Origin of the sequence: Micromonospora sp. NPDC048868, from assembly GCF_043198195.1 — a bacterium.
Classification (GTDB): domain Bacteria; phylum Actinomycetota; class Actinomycetes; order Mycobacteriales; family Micromonosporaceae; genus Micromonospora; species Micromonospora reichwaldensis.
Window position 1 is genome coordinate 108764 of sequence record NZ_JBICUN010000006.1, and the last position, 16852, is coordinate 125615.

Consider the following 16852-nt stretch of genomic DNA (forward strand, 5'->3'; position numbering starts at 1 on the left):
GACCGGTGCCACGCCTCGCGGGGTCGCTCGTCGTCGCCGCCCGGCCGGATCGGCGCTCGGGCGGCCGTGTCGCCAGCCCGGGCCGCTCCGGCCAGGCGGCGGGGGCTCAGCCGGAGAACGGCTCGAAGCTGACCACGGTCACCTTGATGTCGGCCCCGCTGGGGGCGGTGTAGGTGCAGGTCTGGCCGGCCCGGCCGCCCAGGATCGCCTGGCCCAGCGCCGACTCCGGGCTGTAGACCGTCAGCTCGGTGGTCGAGGCGATCTCCCGGGAGCCGAGCAGGAAGGTCTCGGTGTCGTCCTTGTCGTCGTCGAAGTAGATCGTCACGACCATGCCGGGCGACACCGCGTCGGCGGCCTGCGCCCCGCCCACCTTGGCGGTGCGGAGCAGCTCCTTGAGGTAGAGGATGCGCCCCTCGGCCTTGCCCTGCTCCTCGCGGGCGGCGTGGTAGCCACCGTTCTCCCGCAGGTCGCCCTCCTCGCGGCGGGCGTTGATCTCGGCGGCGATGACCGGCCGGTTGGCGATCAGCTCGTCGAGCTCGCCCTGGAGCCGGTCGAACGCGTCCTGGGACAGCCAGGTGGCGGGCGCCTCGTTGCCAGTGGACACAGGCGTTCTCCTCGTTCGTGCGTGCTGGCTGACAGGTGAACTTCCAAGTTACCAGTGCGGTACGACACAGGGCGCGCTCGAACACCGGCGGTACCCCCGGTGCCCGGGCCGCCGAGGCTGTCCGGGCCGCGCGCCCGAGCCCGCGCCGTGGCCGCTCAGCCCGCGGGCCGGCAGCGCAGCACCTCGCCGACGAAGGGGCGGGCGGTGGTGGCCAGCCGGTGCTGCGCGGTCGCCTGCCGCTGGTCGGGGCGGGCGGTCACCGTGACCTCTTCCCGGCCCACCTCGGCGCCGTCGCGGTCCCGGGCGCGCAGCAGGCAGACCGCCGAGCCCCCCTTCGGCAGGGTGACCCGGAAGTCGACAAGCACCTGGCTGTCGGTGATCCCCGTGTAGGTGATCACCTCGGCGTCGTAGTTCGGGTCGCCGTACTGCCGGTAGAGCCGCACCGCGACCAGGGTCATGACCGCGACCAGGGCGACCACCAGCAGCGCCACCAGCAGCGGCCGGCGACGCCCGGGCTCCCGGCGGCGGCCGTACCGGCCGGGCGGGAAGGCCGGCGCGCCCGGCGGAAGTGTGGCGTGCGTCTCGGTCACCGGCGGGTATCTCCTGGCGTCGTTGTCGGGGGCATCGGCAAGAATGGCAGAGTTCCATCTTCCCAGCCCGTCCCGTCGTCAAATATGACAGGTCGGCACCGGCAGGTCCCGGCGCGGGGGGAAGATTCCGGCAGGTCAGCCGGGCGGTCCCGCGGGGGGTCCGCCGGGGCCAGAGACGAGGAGCGCCGACGTTGGCAGAGCAACTGCGACTGATGGCCGTCCACGCACACCCCGACGACGAGTCGAGCAAGGGCGCCGCGACCATGGCGAAGTACGTCGCCGAGGGCGTGGACGTCCTGGTGGTCACGTGCACCGGCGGCGAGCGCGGCAGCGTGCTGAACCCGAAGATGGACCGACCGGACGTCTGGGCCAACATCGCCGACGTCCGCCGGGCGGAGATGGACGCCGCGCGGGCGATCCTCGGCGTCGAGCAGGCGTGGCTCGGCTTCGTCGACTCCGGCCTGCCCGAGGGCGACCCGCTGCCGCCGCTGCCCGAGGGCTGCTTCGCCCTCCAGGACGTCGAGGTGGCGGCCGGCCCGCTGGTGCGGCTGATGCGCCAGTTCCGTCCGCACGTCGTCACGACGTACGACGAGGAGGGCGGCTACCCGCACCCCGACCACATCATGACCCACAAGGTCAGCGTGGCCGCGTTCGAGGCCGCTGGCGACCCGGAGCGCTATCCGGAGCTGGGCGAGCCGTGGCAGCCGCTCAAGCTCTACTACGACATCGGCTTCTCCAAGGGCAAGATCATGGCGCTGCACGAGACGCTGCTCGCCGCCGGCCTGACGTCGCCCTACGAGGAGTGGATCAAGCGCTGGGAGGACCGCCCCGACAAGGGCCCCCGGATCACGACCCGGGTCGAGTGCGCCGACTACTTCCCGGTCCGCGACGACGCGCTGCGCGCCCACGCCACCCAGATCGACCCGGACGGCTTCTGGTTCCAGGTGCCGATGGAGCTGCAACGGCGGGCGTGGCCGACGGAGGACTTCGAGCTGGTGCGCTCGCTGGTCGACAGCCCGCTGCCCGAGTCGGACCTCTTCGCCGGGGTGCGCGAGACGGCCCATGCCCGCTGATCCGGGCCGGGGCTACCCTGGTCACCAACCGCACACCGGAGGAACGCCATGCTGACCGCCGCAGAGGTGCTCGCCCAGAACAACTTCGGGGACACCCGCACGGGTGGCCTGGCCGGGCCGATGGGCCTCTTCCTCATCCTCGTTCTGGCCACCGCCACCGTCCTGCTGATCCGCAACATGAACTCCCGGCTGCGTCGGCTGCCCGACCGGTTCCCCCAGCAGGGCCCGCCGGCGACCCCCGACCAGGCGGACGCGGCAGTCGTCGATCCGACAGATGGTGCGCTGACGCAGGATTCATCCTCCGCCGCTCCCACCGGGCGTCAGCAGCGTCGCAACGGCTAGTCCGCCCATGATTCACGTCGAACCCGGTCGTCGCCCCCTGTTGCGGCCACCGGGTTTGCCTTAGCCTCTCGCCGGGGGGACCAAGAGTTCCCGAGCTGTGCGCGGGAGGGGGCGCCGATGACCACCACACCAGCGGCCGCCCGTCGTCCCGGCGAGCGGCCCGCGGGCGGAGCGGCCCGGTGACCTCCGGCAGGGCCGGCGAGTCGACCGACCGGGTCGGAGCCCGGGGCACCCCCGCGCGGCTGCTCCTGCTCACCGCCGCAGTCGCGCTGACCGCGCTGGTCGCCGCCGGGCTGGGGTGGAGCGCCCCGACCCACCTTCCCGCCGACGACCCGCTCGGCGGGCCGGCCCGCTTCGGCCTCGCCGTCGCCGTGTTCGCCGTCGCCCAGCTGGCGCGGCTGCGCTTCCGCACCGCCGCCGGGATGGTGAGCATCACCTGGGGCGAGGCCGCGCTGATCATCTGCCTCTACCTGACGCCCACCGGCTGGCTTCCCTCCGCCGCGCTCCTCGGCGCCGCGCTCGCCTGGTCGGCCATGTCGCTGCTCGGCGATCGGCGGCCGGTACTGGAGGTCGTCCGGATCACGGCGTCGCTGACCGCCGCCACCGCCCTGGCCGTCTCCGTCACCACCGTGCTCGGCGAGCCGCTGCTGGCGACGCCGACCCCGGCGCTCGCCCTGGCCGTGCTCGCGGGCTCGGTCACCTACCTTCTCGCCACCGCCTGGCTCGGCGGCGCCACCCTGGCGCTGCGGCACGGCATCCCCGTCGGGCCGCCGCTGCTCGCCGCGCTGCGGGGCAAGCTGCTGATGTTCGTCGGGAACGTGGCCGTCGGCCTGGTCGTGGTGGCGCTGCTGGAACTCGACGCGCGCTGGCTGCTGCTGCTCCCGCCGCCGCTCTGGCTGCTCCAGCAGACCTACCGGCACCGGCTCCGCGCCGACCAGGAACGGCGCACCTGGCGGGCCTTCGCCGAGGCCACCGCCGCGCTCAACCAGCTCGACGAGCGGGGCGTCGCCACGGCCGCCGTGACGGGCGCGCTGACCCTGTTCAACGCCGAACTCGTCGACGTCGACGTGGCCCGGGGCGACGGCCGGTGGCGGCGCTACCGGGGCGACCCGGGCGGCCAGCTGGTCGACCGGGAGGTCGCACCGCCCGGCCGGACCGAGCCGGAGGACCACGAGCTGGTGCGTACCCTCTCCGTGGGTGCCGCCCGGGTGGGCGAGCTGCGGGTCCGGTTCCCGCGCTGCGCGCCCCCCAACGCCCGGGAACGCGACGCCGTGGCCGCGTTCGGCGACGCGCTCGCCGCCGCGCTGCACGACGCCGCGACCCACCGCGAGCTGCGCCTGGTCACCGCCCGCTCGTCGTACGAGGCGGTGCACGACCAGCTCACCGGGCTGGTGAACCGGTCGGCCCTGCTCAGCAAGGGCGACCAGGCGCTGCGCCAGCTCGCCCACGACCACCCGGTGGCGCTGCTGCTGCTCGACATCGACCAGTTCAAGGAGGTCAACGACACCCTCGGGCACGCGGCCGGCGACCAGCTGCTGCGGTTGACCGCCAACCGGCTGGGCGCCCTCGCCCGCCCCGGGGACCTGCTCGCCCGCCTCGGCGGCGACGAGTTCGCGCTGCTGCTGACGTCGGTCCCGGTGATCGGCGACCGGGCCGCCCCGATGGCGTACGCGCTGCGGCAGGCCCGCGAGATCGCCGAGCGGCTCGCCGCGCCGACCGAGGTGGCCGGGGTGCGGATGTCCGTCGAGGTCTCCGTCGGGGTGGTGGTCGCCGACGCCGGCACCGCCGACCTGACCGAGCTGCTGCGCCGGGCCGACATCGCCATGTACCAGGCCAAGGAGGGCGGCGGCAGCGTCGCCGCGTACGACTTCGCCCGGGACGCCGCCAGCACCGACCAGCTGGCCCTGCTGGCGGAGCTGCGCGAGGCGCTGAAGACCGACGACCAGCTCGTGCTGGCGTTGCAGCCGGCGGTCGACCTGACCACCGGCGCCCCGACGGGGGTGGAGGCGCTGATCCGCTGGCGGCACCCGCGCCGGGGCTGGCTCGGGCCGCACGACTTCATCCGCCCGGTGGAGAACAGCGAGCAGCTCGGCACCTTCACCCGCTACGTGCTGGACAAGGCGCTCGCCGTCGCCGCCGGCTGGGCCCGCGACGGGCTCGACGTGCCGATCTCGGTCAACCTGTCGGCGCGCAGCCTGCTCGACCCCCGCCTGCCCACCGAGATCGCCGACGCCCTGCGCCGGCACCAGGTGCCGGCGGACCGGCTGGTCCTGGAGATCACCGAGACGGTGGTGATGAGCGAGCTGGAGGTCATCGACGAGGTGCTCGCCACGCTGCGGTCGATGGGCGTGCAGCTCGCCGTCGACGACTTCGGTACGGGCTTCTCGTCGCTGACGTTCCTCACCCGGATCGCGGTGGACGAGCTGAAGGTGGACCGTTCCTTCGTGATCCGGATGGCCGACTCCCCGGAGGCGGCGGCGATCGTACGGACCACCGTCGGCCTCGCCCACGAGCTGGGGCTGCGGGTGGTCGCCGAGGGCGTGGAGACCGCCGAGCAGCGCCTCGCGCTGGCCGAGCTGGGCTGCACGGCCGCCCAGGGCTACCACTTCTTCAAGCCGATGCCGGCCGACAAGATCGGGGCGGTCCTCGGCACCCTGCTCGACGAGGCCCGTCCCAACGTCTTCCCGCTGCGCGCCGACGGGGCCTCCTGACCCGAGCCCGCCGCACGGCCCGGGGAGGACTGGTCCACGTCGGAGCGCGGGCGGGCGCGTCACCGGGTGGTTATGGTCGTCGGGTGAACCGACTCGCTGACGCCACGAGCCCGTACCTGCTCCAGCACGCCGACAACCCGGTCGACTGGTGGCCCTGGTGCGACGAGGCGTTCGCCGAGGCGAAGCGCCGGGACGTGCCGGTGCTCATCTCGGTCGGCTACGCCGCCTGTCACTGGTGCCACGTGATGGCCCACGAGTCGTTCGAGAACGAGCAGGTCGGCGCCCTGATGAACGACGACTTCGTCTGCGTGAAGGTGGACCGCGAGGAACGCCCCGACGTCGACGCCGTCTACATGACCGCCACCCAGGCGATGACCGGGCAGGGCGGGTGGCCGATGACCGTCTTCGCCACGCCCGACGGCACCCCGTTCTTCTGCGGCACCTACTTTCCCCGGGCGAACTTCGTCCGGCTGCTCCAGTCGGTCGCCGCAGCCTGGCGGGACCAGCGCGACGCCGTCGTCCAGCAGGGCGCCGCCGTGGTCGAGGCGATCGGCGGCGCGCAGGCCGTGGGCGGGCCCACCGCGCCGCTGGACGCCGCGCTGCTCGACGCCGCGGCCGACCAGCTCGCCAAGGAGTACGACGAGGTGAACGGCGGTTTCGGCGGTGCGCCGAAGTTCCCGCCGCACATGAACCTGCTCTTCCTGCTGCGGCACCACCAGCGCACCGGCTCGCCGCGCAGCCTGGAGATCGCCCGGCACACCTGCGAGGCGATGGCCCGGGGCGGCATCTACGACCAGCTCGCCGGCGGCTTCGCCCGCTACTCGGTCGACGGGCACTGGACGGTGCCGCACTTCGAGAAGATGCTCTACGACAACGCGCTGCTGCTGCGGGCGTACACCCAGCTCTGGCGCCTGACCGGCGATCCGCTGGCCCGCCGCGTCGCGCAGGACACCGCCTGGTTCCTCGCCGACGAGCTGAATATGCCGCGCGGCGGGTTCGCCTCGGCGCTGGACGCCGACACCGAGGGCGTCGAGGGGGCGACCTACGCCTGGACGCCGACCCAGCTCGTCGAGGTGCTGGGGGAGGAGGACGGCCGTTGGGCCACCGACCTCTTCGCCGTCACCGAGGCCGGCAGCTTCGAGCACGGCACCAGCGTGCTGCGGCTCGCCCGGGACGTGGACGACGCGGACCCGGCGGTGCGACAGCGCTGGCAGGACGTCGTCGGCCGGCTGCTCGAGGCGCGCCGGGCACGGCCGCAGCCCGCCCGGGACGACAAGGTCGTGGCCGCCTGGAACGGGCTGGCCATCACCGCGATCGCCGAGTTCAACCGGATGGCCGACACGCTCGGTCCGGCGGGCCCCGACGAGGGGTCGCAGACGCTGGAGAGCGTCGCCGACGGCACCTACGGCGCGATGCGCGACGCCGCCGAGTACCTGGCGAAGGTGCACATCGTCGACGGGCGGTTGCGCCGCGTCTCCCGCGACGGGGTGGTCGGCGATCCCGCCGGGGTACTGGAGGACTATGGCTGCGTCGCCGAGGCGTTCTGCGCGATGCACCAGCTCACCGGCGAGGGGCGCTGGCTGGAACTGGCCGGTGGACTGCTCGACGTCGCGCTGGAGCGGTTCGCCGCGCCGGGCGGCGCCTTCTACGACACCGCCGACGACGCGGAACGCCTGGTCAGCCGACCGGCCGACCCCACCGACAACGCCACCCCGTCGGGGCGCTCGGCGATCGTCGCGGCGCTTGTCGCGTACGCGGCGCTGACCGGGGAGACCCGCTACCGGGAGGCCGCCGAGGCCGCCCTGTCGACCGTGGCGCCCATCGTCGGCCGGCACGCCCGGTTCACCGGCTACGCGGCCACCGTCGGCGAGGCGCTGCTCTCCGGGCCGTACGAGATCGCGGTGGTCACCGACGAGCCGGCCGGGGACCCGCTGGTCGCGGCGGCACACCGGCACGCCCCGCCCGGCGCGGTGATCGTGGCGGGCCGCCCGGGCCAGCCCGGGGTGCCGCTGCTCGCCGACCGGCCGATGGTCGACGGGCGGCCCACCGCGTACGCCTGCCGGGGTTTCGTCTGTGAGCGCCCGGTGACGACGGTGGACGACCTGGTCGGCCAGCTCGGCCGGCGCTGACGCCTCCGGTCCGTGCGGGTGCTCACGGCCAGAGTTGCTCGCGTTCCCAGCCCGTGCCGGTGCGGCGGTAGCGCAGCCGGACGTGCCGGCGCTGCGCGTCCGCCTGCCAGAACTCGACGCTGTGCGGCGCGACCGCGTAGACGGTGTGCGTCTCGGCGACCAGATCGGGATCGGCGGCCAGCCGCTTCCGGATCCGGGCCAGCTCGCGGTCCAACTCGGCGCGCTCGGTGAGCACGTCGCTCTGCCGGCCGGCCAGTCCGGCCATCCGTGACCCGTCGGGCCGTGCCAGGAAGTCGGCCCGGGAGACGTCGGGGTCCGCCGGGGAGGCGATTCCCCGCACCCGGACCTGGCGGCCCTGCTCGCGCCAGTGGAAGCTGAGCGCGGTCCGGGGGTTCCCGGCGAGCTGACGGCCCTTGGCGCTGGCCGAACTGGTGGCGAAGTGCCAGCCGGCCTCGTCGAGGTCCTTAAGGATCAGCACCCGGACGTCCGGCATGCCGTCGGCGTCGACGGTGGAAACGGTCATCGCGTGCGGCTCGTCGACGCCCGTGTCGATCGCAGCGGCCATCCACTCGACGAAGAGGGCCAGCGGCTCGGCCGGGGCGGCGGCAGGATCGAACGACGGCATGTCGTGCGCGAGCACCGGCAGGCCACGGAGCAGACTGCGAATCGTCATGCCATGATCCTTTCAGCAGCGGCGGTGGGTGTTCGATGCGCCATCCGGCGGCGCAGGTGGCGGGGCGTCCCGATAGGCTGGCGCCGCTATGGATTCCCGTACCGGTCTGCCCGTTGTCGGCATGGTGGGCGGTGGCCAGCTGGCCCGGATGACCCACCAGTCCGCGATCGCCCTCGGCCAGTCGCTGCGCGTGCTCGCGCTGGCCCCCGACGACGGCGCCGCGCTGGTCGCCGCCGACGTCCAGTACGGCGACCACACCGACCTCGCCGCGCTGCGCACCTTCGCCAAGGCCTGCGACGTGGTCACCTTCGACCACGAGCACGTCCCCACCGAGCACATCCGCACGTTGGCCGCCGAGGGCGTGAAGCTCTTCCCGCCGGCCGACGCGCTGCTGCACGCCCAGGACAAGCGGGTCATGCGGGAGCGGCTCGGCGAGCTGGGCGCGCCGAACCCGGCGTGGCGAGGAGTCGCCGAGCCCGCCGACCTGGTGGCGTTCGGCGACGAGATCGGCTGGCCGGTCGTGCTCAAGGCGGCCCGCGGCGGGTACGACGGCCGGGGCGTGTGGATGGTCGACGACGCGGCGCAGGCCGGGGAGCTGGCCACGACCCTGCTGGCCGGCGGCACCCGGCTGATCGTCGAGGAGCGGGTGCCGCTGCGCCGGGAGCTCGCCGTGCAGGTGGCGCGCTCGCCGTTCGGGCAGGTCGCCGCGTACCCGGTGGTCGAGACGGTGCAGCGCGACGGCATCTGCGTCGAGGTGCTCGCCCCCGCACCGGGCCTGCCGGAGGAGCTGGCGGTCGCCGCCCAGGAGCTCGCCATCGACCTGGCCACCGCGCTCGGCGTGGTCGGCCTGCTCGCCGTGGAGCTGTTCGAGGTCGCCGACCCGGCCGCGCCCGGGGGCAGCCGGATCGTCGTGAACGAGCTGGCGATGCGGCCGCACAACTCGGGGCACTGGACCATCGAGGGCGCACGCACGTCGCAGTTCGAGCAGCACCTGCGGGCGGTGCTCGACTACCCGATGGGCGACACCTCGCTGGCCGCTCCCGTGGTGGTGATGGCGAACGTCCTCGGTGGCGAGCCGGGCGGCATGTCGATCGACGAGCGGCTGCACCACCTCTTCGCGGCCGAGCCGGGCGCCAAGGTGCACCTCTACGGCAAGCAGGTGCGGCCCGGCCGCAAGATCGGGCACGTCACGGTGCTCGGTGACGACCTGGACGACGTACGGACGCGGGCCGCGCGAGCCGCCCGCTGGTTGCGGGAGGGGCGGGCGTGAGCGTCGTTGGGCTGATCATGGGCAGCGACTCGGACTGGCCGACGATGAAGGCCGCCGCCGAGGTGCTGGACGAGTTCGAGGTGCCGTACGAGGTCGAGGTCGTCTCGGCGCACCGTACGCCGATCAAGATGATCGACTACGGGCGCGCCGCAGCCGACCGGGGACTGAAGGTCATCATCGCCGGGGCGGGTGGCGCCGCCGCCCTGCCCGGGATGGTCGCCTCGGTCACCCCGCTGCCCGTGATCGGCGTCCCGGTGCCGTTGAAGCACCTCGACGGGATGGACTCGCTGCTCTCCATCGTGCAGATGCCGGCCGGCGTGCCGGTGGCCACCGTGTCGATCGGCAACGCCCGCAACGCCGGGCTGCTCGCCGTCCGCATCCTGGCCGCCGCCGACCGCGCCCTGCTCGACCGGATGTCGGCCTACCAGGCCGACCTGGAGCAGTTGGTCGCCGAGAAGGACGCGGCCCTGCGCGCCTCCCTCGCCTGACGTTTCCGCGTCGGCCGGACTCTGGGGCTCGTCGCTGTGGGTGACGGATGCCGGGGTTGCGCAGGGTTACGGTGACGGCTCGGGGTGTCAACCCCTTCTTCGCCCCTTTGCTCTGCATACCTCCGCGCACCAGCGTCCTGAACTGGCGTTTTCGCAAAGCCGCAGTGGTTGACGCCTCAAGCATTCGCTACGCGCGGTGACTGTTGCATCAATGGGTGCAGAGCAAAGGGGAGACGGGGCATACGCCCGGTCGAGCCGAGAAGTCACGCTACGTGTTCTCCGGATCGGTGATCCAACGGTCGGCCTCTCGACGGTGCCAACCAGCAGTGGCAACTGACCGCCGGGGGACGGGCCCCGCCGGTCTCATCGCATGCCGCGCAGGGCCGTCTGGAGCCGTTCCTGGGCCCGGCGCCGGCGCTCGTTGCTCGCGCCGAGCGCCAGCAGCAGGATGCCGACGGGGATCAGGGCCAGCCACGGGCCCAGGCTGAACAGCGCGTGCACCGCCGCGATCGCCGTCACGGCGGCGCCCACGATCACCGGCGCCTGCTGCTGGCTCATCGACCCGAAGACGAGGACGGCCACGGCGCCGAGCAGCAGCAGCACCTGGCGCAGCGTGCTGGAGTCGGTGGCCAGCACGATCGCCAGGGTCGGCACGAACGCGGCGACCAGCGCGGGCCCGTACGCGACCCAGCTGCTCAGGTCGGGCCGGTGCCGCAACTCCAGCACGCCGACGAGCAGGGCGAGCGCCGCGAAGGGCAGCGTGTAGGCCTCCGGCAGCGCCACGTCGGCCACCCGCATCAGGATCCACCACGCGGCGATCTCGCAGACCACCACCGCCCAGAACAGGATGCGCCGCTCCACCGGCCGGCGGCCCGGTCGGGTCGCCGCCACGCCCAGCACCGCACCCCAGGCGGCCAGCAGCGCCGCGATGTGCCGGGGCGAGTCGAAGGCCAACGCCAGGGCGATCAGGGCGGCGGCGTACCCGCTCCACTCGACGGTGGCCGCCTCCCGCTGGGCCTCGGGGCGACGCAGCCGGGGCAGGGTCGCGGCGAACACCTGGAGGGCCGCGCCGACCGCCAGTACGCCGAACGCGGACCAGACGGCCGCGAGGCCGGCCACCAGGCCGGCGGTGAGCACGAAGAGCTGCGCCATCAGCGAGGCGAACAGCCAGCCGAGGATGCGCGCCCGCTGGGTGGTGCCAAAGATCGCGGCCACCGCGCCGACGCCGACCGCGCCGCCCAGGGTGAACAGGGTCAGCTCCCGCGTCGCCAGGCCGCCGACCAGGCCCGCGCTCCCGGCGGCCAGGCCGATGGCGAAGACGAGCACCCTGGCCAGCCGCAGTGAGCGGGCCCGCTCGGCCAGCGGCGGGGGCGGGGTGAGCGCCAGGCCCAGCATCGAGATGGTGAACACGGACAGCGCCGCCAGGGTGCTCGCCGGCCAGCCGTTGCCGAGCGAGACCGGGGTGATCAGCAGGGTGACGGCGGCACCGGGCAGCACCACCGGCACGGCCCGGGAGCGCCGCCCGCCGCTGAAGCCGGTGGCGGCCAGCGCGGCGGTCGCGGTCAGCAGCAGCGCGGTCAGCACGTGGGTCGCGTCGACCGCGTCGGGTGGCGGGGTGAGCAGCTCCGGCGGCGGCCCCTGCCACACCCGGCCCAGACTGCGGTGCGGGTCGACCAGGGCGACGACCAGGGACGGCGCGATCGACACCAGCGCCAGGGCGGTGGGCAGCGCGGCGGCGGCGAGCGCACCGGCGGCGGGGCTGACCCGCCAGCGGCGCCGCGTGCCGTCGTCCGGCAGCCGCCGCAGCGCGCCGTCCAGCAGCACCGACCAGCGCCGGACCGGCTGGGCCGCGCCGACCGGCGGTTCCGTCGCGCCCCGCACCAGCTCGGCGAGCACCCCGAGCAGGGCCGCCGCGGCGGCGTAGACGCCGACGGGCATGCCGGCGGGGACGGCGGCCAGGGCGCTCACCGTGGCGCCGCCGACCACCGCCGCGCTGGCCCAGGGCAGGTACTGCGGGATCCGTCGCCGGGCGGCGGCCACCGCCGCCAGGCCCAGGCTCGACGCGGCCAACGCGGCGGTGAGCAGCACCTCCGGCGGGCGCCCGAACTCGGCCGCCAGCGCCGCGACGGCGCCCGGGAACGCGAGCAGTGCGGCACCGGCCGCGGCGCCCCCGATCTGGGCGAGGTGCGGCGGCATCCCCTCGGTCTCGATGTCCTCCACCAGCGGCACGGCCAGCGACCGGGCCAGCGCCGCCACCACGATGCCGATCAGCGCGATGCTGCCCAGCGCCAGCGCGGTGGTCCACGGCCGGACCAGTCCCGCCCCGGCGGCGTGCAGGGCGACGACACCGGCCACGACCGCCCGGGACAGGCCAGCGCGGGGGTCGACCGCGGCCACGGCGGCGGCCCCGAAGACGGTGGCGACCATGCCGCCGACCAGGACGGGCGACCACCACGGCAGGTCGAAGGCGGCCGGCGCGCCGATCGTGGCGAGCACGGCCGCCGCGCCCGACACGTCGTACTTCCACGGTGGCGGCAGCAGGACGGCGGCGGCGACGCCGAGCAGGGCCAGCGCGACCGGGGCCTGCCACATCGACCCACCGGTCGGCCCGGCCGGCCAACCGGTCAGGTCACCGGCCCAGATCGGGCCCGGGGTGGCGAGCACCCCCAGGCCGCCCCGCAGCGCGCTCCAGCCGGCCAGCAGCCCGATCAGCACGCCGCCGACGGCGAGGCCGACGATCGGCCCCCGTCGCCACTCCTCCGGCATGGCCCGGGCGGCCACGGCCACCACCAGCACCAGCGCGGCGGCGACGGCGAGCTGCCCGCCGGGGGCGAGTACGGCCGCGATCCGGGCCAGGGTGGCGATCAGGGCGGCGGTCACCGCCGCGGCGGCCAGGTCGGAGCCGTCCAGGGTGAGATCGGAGCGCCGGCCGGCGTCGATGGGACCGGCGAACACCACCATCGCGGCGGCGACGAGCAGCAGGCCGCCGACCCAGGCGTCGGCGGCGGTGGCGCCCGGGGCCCCGAACGCGGCGGCGGTGACCGTGACCGCGCCGAGGGCGGTGCCCACCGCCAGCGGCGTCGGGATGCGACGCTGGGAGACCTGCACGATGGCGGCGTGCCCGAGGGTGACGCAGACCGCCAGGAAGCTGGCCGCGAGCACCGGGACGGTGACCTCGCGCAGGCTCGCCGGGGTCGGCGTCGGGTCGACCGGCACGGTCGCGGCGACGAAGGCGGCCACCGCGCCCGGCAGCGCGAACGCCGCGCCCCCGGCGGCCCACGCGGATACGGTGTCGGCCGCCGCCGGGGCGAGCCGCATCCGGGGCGCCACGGCGACCAGGACTCCGGCGGCGAACAGGGTGAGCAGGACCGCGGTGGTCAGCGCCGGCCGGGCCAGTCCCGCGCCCGCGCCGAACAGGCCGACGCCGGCGGCGGTCGCCGCGTGCGCCAGCGCCGCGCGTTCGGTGCGGGCGGAGAGCCCGACCACCCCGATGCCGACCGCCGTCAGCACCATCGGCCAGGGCGCCACCGCCCAGCCGAGACCGAACGACGCCGGTACGGCGAGCGCGGTCAGCGCCGCGCCGACCACGGCGAACTCCCGGCGGATCTCGGGCGGCAGGGCCAGCACCGCGGCGACGGTCAGCAGGAAGGCGCTCGCGGCGAGCTGCCAGGCCGCCGGTCCCACGGCTGCCGACAGCTCGGCCGGGTAGCGGCCCAGGTCGGCCGCCCAGGCCGGCAGCGCGGCCCGGACGGGGGCGACCCCGGCGCGCAGGGCGCCCCCGGCGACCACCACCCCGCTGACGGTGAGCGCCACCGCCGAGGCGAGCTGCGGCCCGCGTCGGGCCGCCTCCGGCACCGCCCGCACGGCCAGCCCGGTCAGCGTGATGACCGCCGTGATCAGCAGCAGCGCCCGCCCGGGGAACGCCACCGAGGCGATCCGGCTCAGCGCGCCGATCACGGCGAGGGTGAAGATCCCGGCGCCGAGGTCGGGCAGCGGCGGCCGGCGCAGCACCAGCGTCCCGGCCAGCCCCACCGCGGCGGCCAGCAGCAGCACCACGCCGGTCCCGGTGGCGGCCGGCACGGTGCTCGCGCGGAGCAGGGCGGAGACGGCGTACGCGAGGGCGAGGGCGACCGCCACCCCGTGCAGCACCCAGGTCAGCTCGCGCAGCCACGGCACCGGGCGGGCGGCCGGCACCCGTTCCTGCGCCGGCAGCCCGCCGTCGACCACCTCGCCGGCCTCCTCGGGCGCCCCCTCGGGCCGGCTGTCGGCGCGGCGCTGCCGGGGCGTCGCCGGGGACCCGGCGGGTGTCGCCGAGGGCCCGGGCAGGTCCCGGCGGACCGGCCGCTCCACGGTGACCGCGGACCGGGCCAGCCAGAGGTCGAGCAGGGCCACCGCAGTCAGCACGAGGGCCCAGCCGGCCGGGCCGGTGATCCGGTCGGATGCCAGCAGCGGCAGCACCGGCTGCGCGGCCAGCACCGTGGCGAACCGGGGCGCGCGCAGCCCCGTCCAGCCGGCGTAGCCGAAGGAGACGCCGGCGGTGACGGCGAAGATGACGCCGGCGAAGATCGCGCCCGAGGCGCCACCGTTGCCGATTTGGTCCACCGCCCACAGCGCGTAGCCGGCGAGCGGCACCAGGAGCAGGCCGACCGCCGAGATGGTCTCGGCGGTCGAGGTGAGCCCGCGTCGGGCCAGCACCGGCGGGGCGAGCAGCATCAGCACCGTCGCGAGGAGCAGGATGCCCAGCCGGGCCAGCGCGTCCATCGAGCTGGTGGCCACGGCGGCGAAGACCACGGCGGCGACCCCGAGCAGCAGCGCGCCGAGCCCGAGGGGGATGTTCTGCACCTCGCGGGAGGACGCCTCCGGCGGGTGCTCCGGGTCGTCGGCGTCGAGCCAGGTGGCGGTCGACGGCGGGGGCGGCGGCGGGTCCTCGGGGCCGGCCGGGGTGCCCTGCCGGGGGACCCGGGGCGGGGCGCCGGTGGCGGCCGTGGGCGGCCGGCGGCCCGGCCTGCGGCGCAGCACCCGACGGGGGCGGGTGGCCTGCTTGAGACGTTCCTCACCGGCGTGGGCGAGGATGTCCCGCTGGAAGAGCGCGGCCTGCATCTTGGCGGCGATCTGCCGCTGCTCGCTGGCGATGGCGGCCTCGCGGGCCTTCATCTCCGCGATCGAGCGCTCGATCTCCGCCAGGTGCTCGACCCACTGTGGCTGGTGCGCACCGCAGTGCGGGCAGCTGGCGGCCGGTTTGATCTCCCGGCCGCACGAGGAGCACTGAAAGCTCGCCACGACACCCCTCCACCCGCACTGTGGACTCCCACCTTGGCAGCATGCCCAATGTGGGCGCGGATTTCGACAGTTGTCGGCGGGTCCGGGGCAAAGATCGTCCACGCGTACGGCGAACGGCCGGTCGCGGAGCGTGCTCCGCGACCGGCCGTCGGTCGTCGATCGTCAGGGGCGGCCCATGCCGCGGTACTCCCAGCCGGCCTGCGTCCACAGTGCCGAATCCAGGCAGTTGCGGCCGTCGACCACCTTGCGTCCGGCGGCCAGCTCGCCGAGGGCCACCGGGTCGGCGTTGCGGAAGTCGGCCCACTCGGTGAGTACGCAGACCAGGTCCGCCCCGGTCACGGCCTCGTTGATGCCGGGCTCGTAGACCAGCTCGGGTGCCACGGCGCGCGCCCGCTCCATGCCCTGCGGGTCGTAGACGTGCACGTCGGCGCCCGCCTTGCGCAGCAGCGAGGCGACGGAGAGCGCCGGCGCGTCGCGTACGTCGTCGGTGTTGGGCTTGAAGGTCGCGCCGAGCACGGCCACGCGCGTGCCGGAGAGGTCCGGACCGGCGGGCCCGGAGCGGCGGCCGAGCAGCTCGGCGGCGAGCTGGACCACCCGGGTCCGGCGGCGCAGGTTGATCAGGTCGACCTCGTGCAAAAAGCGCAGCGCCTCCCCGGCGCCCAGCTCCTGGGCGCGGGCCTGGAACGCGCGGATGTCCTTGGGCAGGCAGGCGCCGCCGAAGCCGAGCCCGGCCTGGAGGAACCGGTTGCCGATGCGCGGGTCGAAGCCGATGGCCCGGGCGAGGTGGGTGACGTCGCCGCCGGAGGCCTCGCAGACCTCGGCCATCGCGTTGATGAAGGAGATCTTGGTGGCGAGGAAGGCGTTCGCGGCGACCTTGACCAGCTCGGCGGTGGCGAAGTCGGTGACCACCAGCGGCACCTCGCGGTCCTCGGTGGCGGCCAGGTCGAAGACGCCCTTGTGGGCGGCGTAGAGCATGCCGTTGGCCCACTCGCTCTTGACGCCGACGACGATCCGGTTGGGCCGCAGCACGTCGTCGACGGCGAAGCCCTCCTGGAGGAACTCGGGGCTCCACGCCACCTCGACGCCCAGGTCGGCGGGGCTGTGCTTGCTGACCAGCTGCTCCACCCACTCGGCGGTGCCGACCGGCACTGTCGACTTGCCGACGATCAGCGCCTTGCGGGTCAGGTGCTGGGCCAGGCTGGTGACCGACGCCTCGACGTACGACAGGTCGGCGCCCATCCCGTCGGCGCGCTGCGGCGTGCCGACGCAGATGAAGTGCACGTCACCGAAGTCGGCGACCTCGGAGATGTCCGTGCTGAACCGCAGCCGCCCGGCCGCCAGGTTGCGCTTGAGCAGCTCGTCGAGCCCGGGCTCGTGGATCGGCACCTCGCCCGCGTTGAGCATGGCGATCTTGTCGGCGTCGACGTCGAAGCCGAGGACCTCGTAGCCGAGTTCCGCGTAGCAGATGGCGTAGGTCGCGCCGAGATAGCCGGTGCCCAGGAAGGTCACCCGCGGTCGCTGCGCGCCGGAGGGGGGCGTCACCGCGGCGATGGCGGGCATCGGCTGGGTGTTGGGGTACGGGATCGTCACGCCTGTCTTCTCCGCTCGCGCTGGCGTCGCGTCGTCGCGTCGCGTTCTGCTGCGGCGCCTGGGCGGGCACCGGAGGGACTCTAACGTCTGCCTGTTCCTTCG

Annotated in this window: 10 protein-coding genes and 2 pseudogenes; 7 read left to right on the plus strand and 5 right to left on the minus strand. The window is 74.9% G+C overall.

Annotated features, from left to right (window positions below; genetic code table 11):
• Positions 1–106: 106 nt before the first annotated feature.
• Positions 107–604: a transcription elongation factor GreA gene (gene greA, locus ACGFNF_RS11815; protein ID WP_132233490.1), complete on the minus strand. Its 498-nt coding sequence runs from the start codon at positions 602–604 to the stop codon at positions 107–109.
• A 155-nt stretch (positions 605–759) separates the two neighbouring features.
• Complete coding sequence (locus ACGFNF_RS11820; RefSeq protein WP_357579072.1) at positions 760–1194, minus strand: DUF4307 domain-containing protein; 435 nt, start codon at positions 1192–1194, stop codon at positions 760–762.
• Between the two features lie 191 nt (positions 1195–1385).
• Between ACGFNF_RS11820 and mca the strand changes: the two genes are divergently transcribed.
• The 5 genes and pseudogenes from mca to ACGFNF_RS11845 all read left to right on the plus strand — a co-directional run.
• Entirely contained in the window at positions 1386–2267 is an 882-nt protein-coding gene (gene mca / locus ACGFNF_RS11825) for a mycothiol conjugate amidase Mca (RefSeq protein ID WP_366640744.1), read from the plus strand.
• A 48-nt stretch (positions 2268–2315) separates the two neighbouring features.
• Positions 2316–2609, plus strand: coding sequence for a hypothetical protein (locus tag ACGFNF_RS11830; RefSeq protein WP_132233496.1), 294 nt, complete (start codon positions 2316–2318; stop codon positions 2607–2609).
• 242 nt (positions 2610–2851) lie between these two features.
• The gene (locus ACGFNF_RS11835) at positions 2852–5320 is read left to right on the plus strand and encodes a putative bifunctional diguanylate cyclase/phosphodiesterase (RefSeq protein ID WP_393167800.1); all 2469 of its coding nucleotides are present in this window, start codon (positions 2852–2854) and stop codon (positions 5318–5320) included.
• 83 nt (positions 5321–5403) lie between these two features.
• Positions 5404–6652 (plus strand): annotated as a pseudogene (locus ACGFNF_RS11840) (thioredoxin domain-containing protein); the annotation flags it as partial.
• A 71-nt stretch (positions 6653–6723) separates the two neighbouring features.
• A pseudogene (locus ACGFNF_RS11845) lies at positions 6724–7449 on the plus strand (hypothetical protein); the annotation flags it as partial.
• Positions 7450–7471: 22 nt separating this feature from the next.
• Here ACGFNF_RS11845 and ACGFNF_RS11850 read toward each other — a convergent pair.
• On the minus strand, positions 7472–8122 hold the full coding sequence (locus ACGFNF_RS11850; RefSeq protein WP_357579076.1) for a pyridoxal 5'-phosphate synthase: 651 nt from the start codon (positions 8120–8122) through the stop codon (positions 7472–7474).
• A gap of 88 nt (positions 8123–8210) precedes the next feature.
• Between ACGFNF_RS11850 and ACGFNF_RS11855 the strand changes: the two genes are divergently transcribed.
• On the plus strand, positions 8211–9392 hold the full coding sequence (locus tag ACGFNF_RS11855) for a 5-(carboxyamino)imidazole ribonucleotide synthase (RefSeq protein WP_393167502.1): 1182 nt from the start codon (positions 8211–8213) through the stop codon (positions 9390–9392).
• Positions 9389–9880 carry a 5-(carboxyamino)imidazole ribonucleotide mutase gene (gene purE, locus ACGFNF_RS11860; RefSeq protein WP_311414331.1) on the plus strand — a complete coding sequence of 164 codons (492 nt, stop codon included), beginning with the start codon at positions 9389–9391 and terminating at the stop codon, positions 9878–9880. Before ACGFNF_RS11855 ends, purE begins: the two co-directional genes overlap by 4 nt.
• Before the next feature lie 363 nt (positions 9881–10243).
• On the opposite strand, the gene ACGFNF_RS11865 is transcribed toward purE, so the two are convergent.
• Positions 10244–15160 carry an SCO7613 C-terminal domain-containing membrane protein gene (locus ACGFNF_RS11865; RefSeq protein ID WP_357579078.1) on the minus strand — a complete coding sequence of 1639 codons (4917 nt, stop codon included), beginning with the start codon at positions 15158–15160 and terminating at the stop codon, positions 10244–10246.
• 162 nt (positions 15161–15322) lie between these two features.
• The gene (locus tag ACGFNF_RS11870) at positions 15323–16750 is read right to left on the minus strand and encodes a UDP-glucose/GDP-mannose dehydrogenase family protein (RefSeq protein ID WP_151457237.1); all 1428 of its coding nucleotides are present in this window, start codon (positions 16748–16750) and stop codon (positions 15323–15325) included.
• Positions 16751–16852: the final 102 nt, after the last annotated feature.

Coding starts and splice junctions, on each gene's coding strand:
- ACGFNF_RS11855 (WP_393167502.1), top strand. CDS start 8,211: ATGGATTCCCGTACCGGTCTGCCCGTTGTCGGCATGGTGGGCGGTGGC.
- ACGFNF_RS11830 (WP_132233496.1), top strand. CDS start 2,316: ATGCTGACCGCCGCAGAGGTGCTCGCCCAGAACAACTTCGGGGACACC.
- ACGFNF_RS11850 (WP_357579076.1), bottom strand. CDS start 8,122: ATGACGATTCGCAGTCTGCTCCGTGGCCTGCCGGTGCTCGCGCACGAC.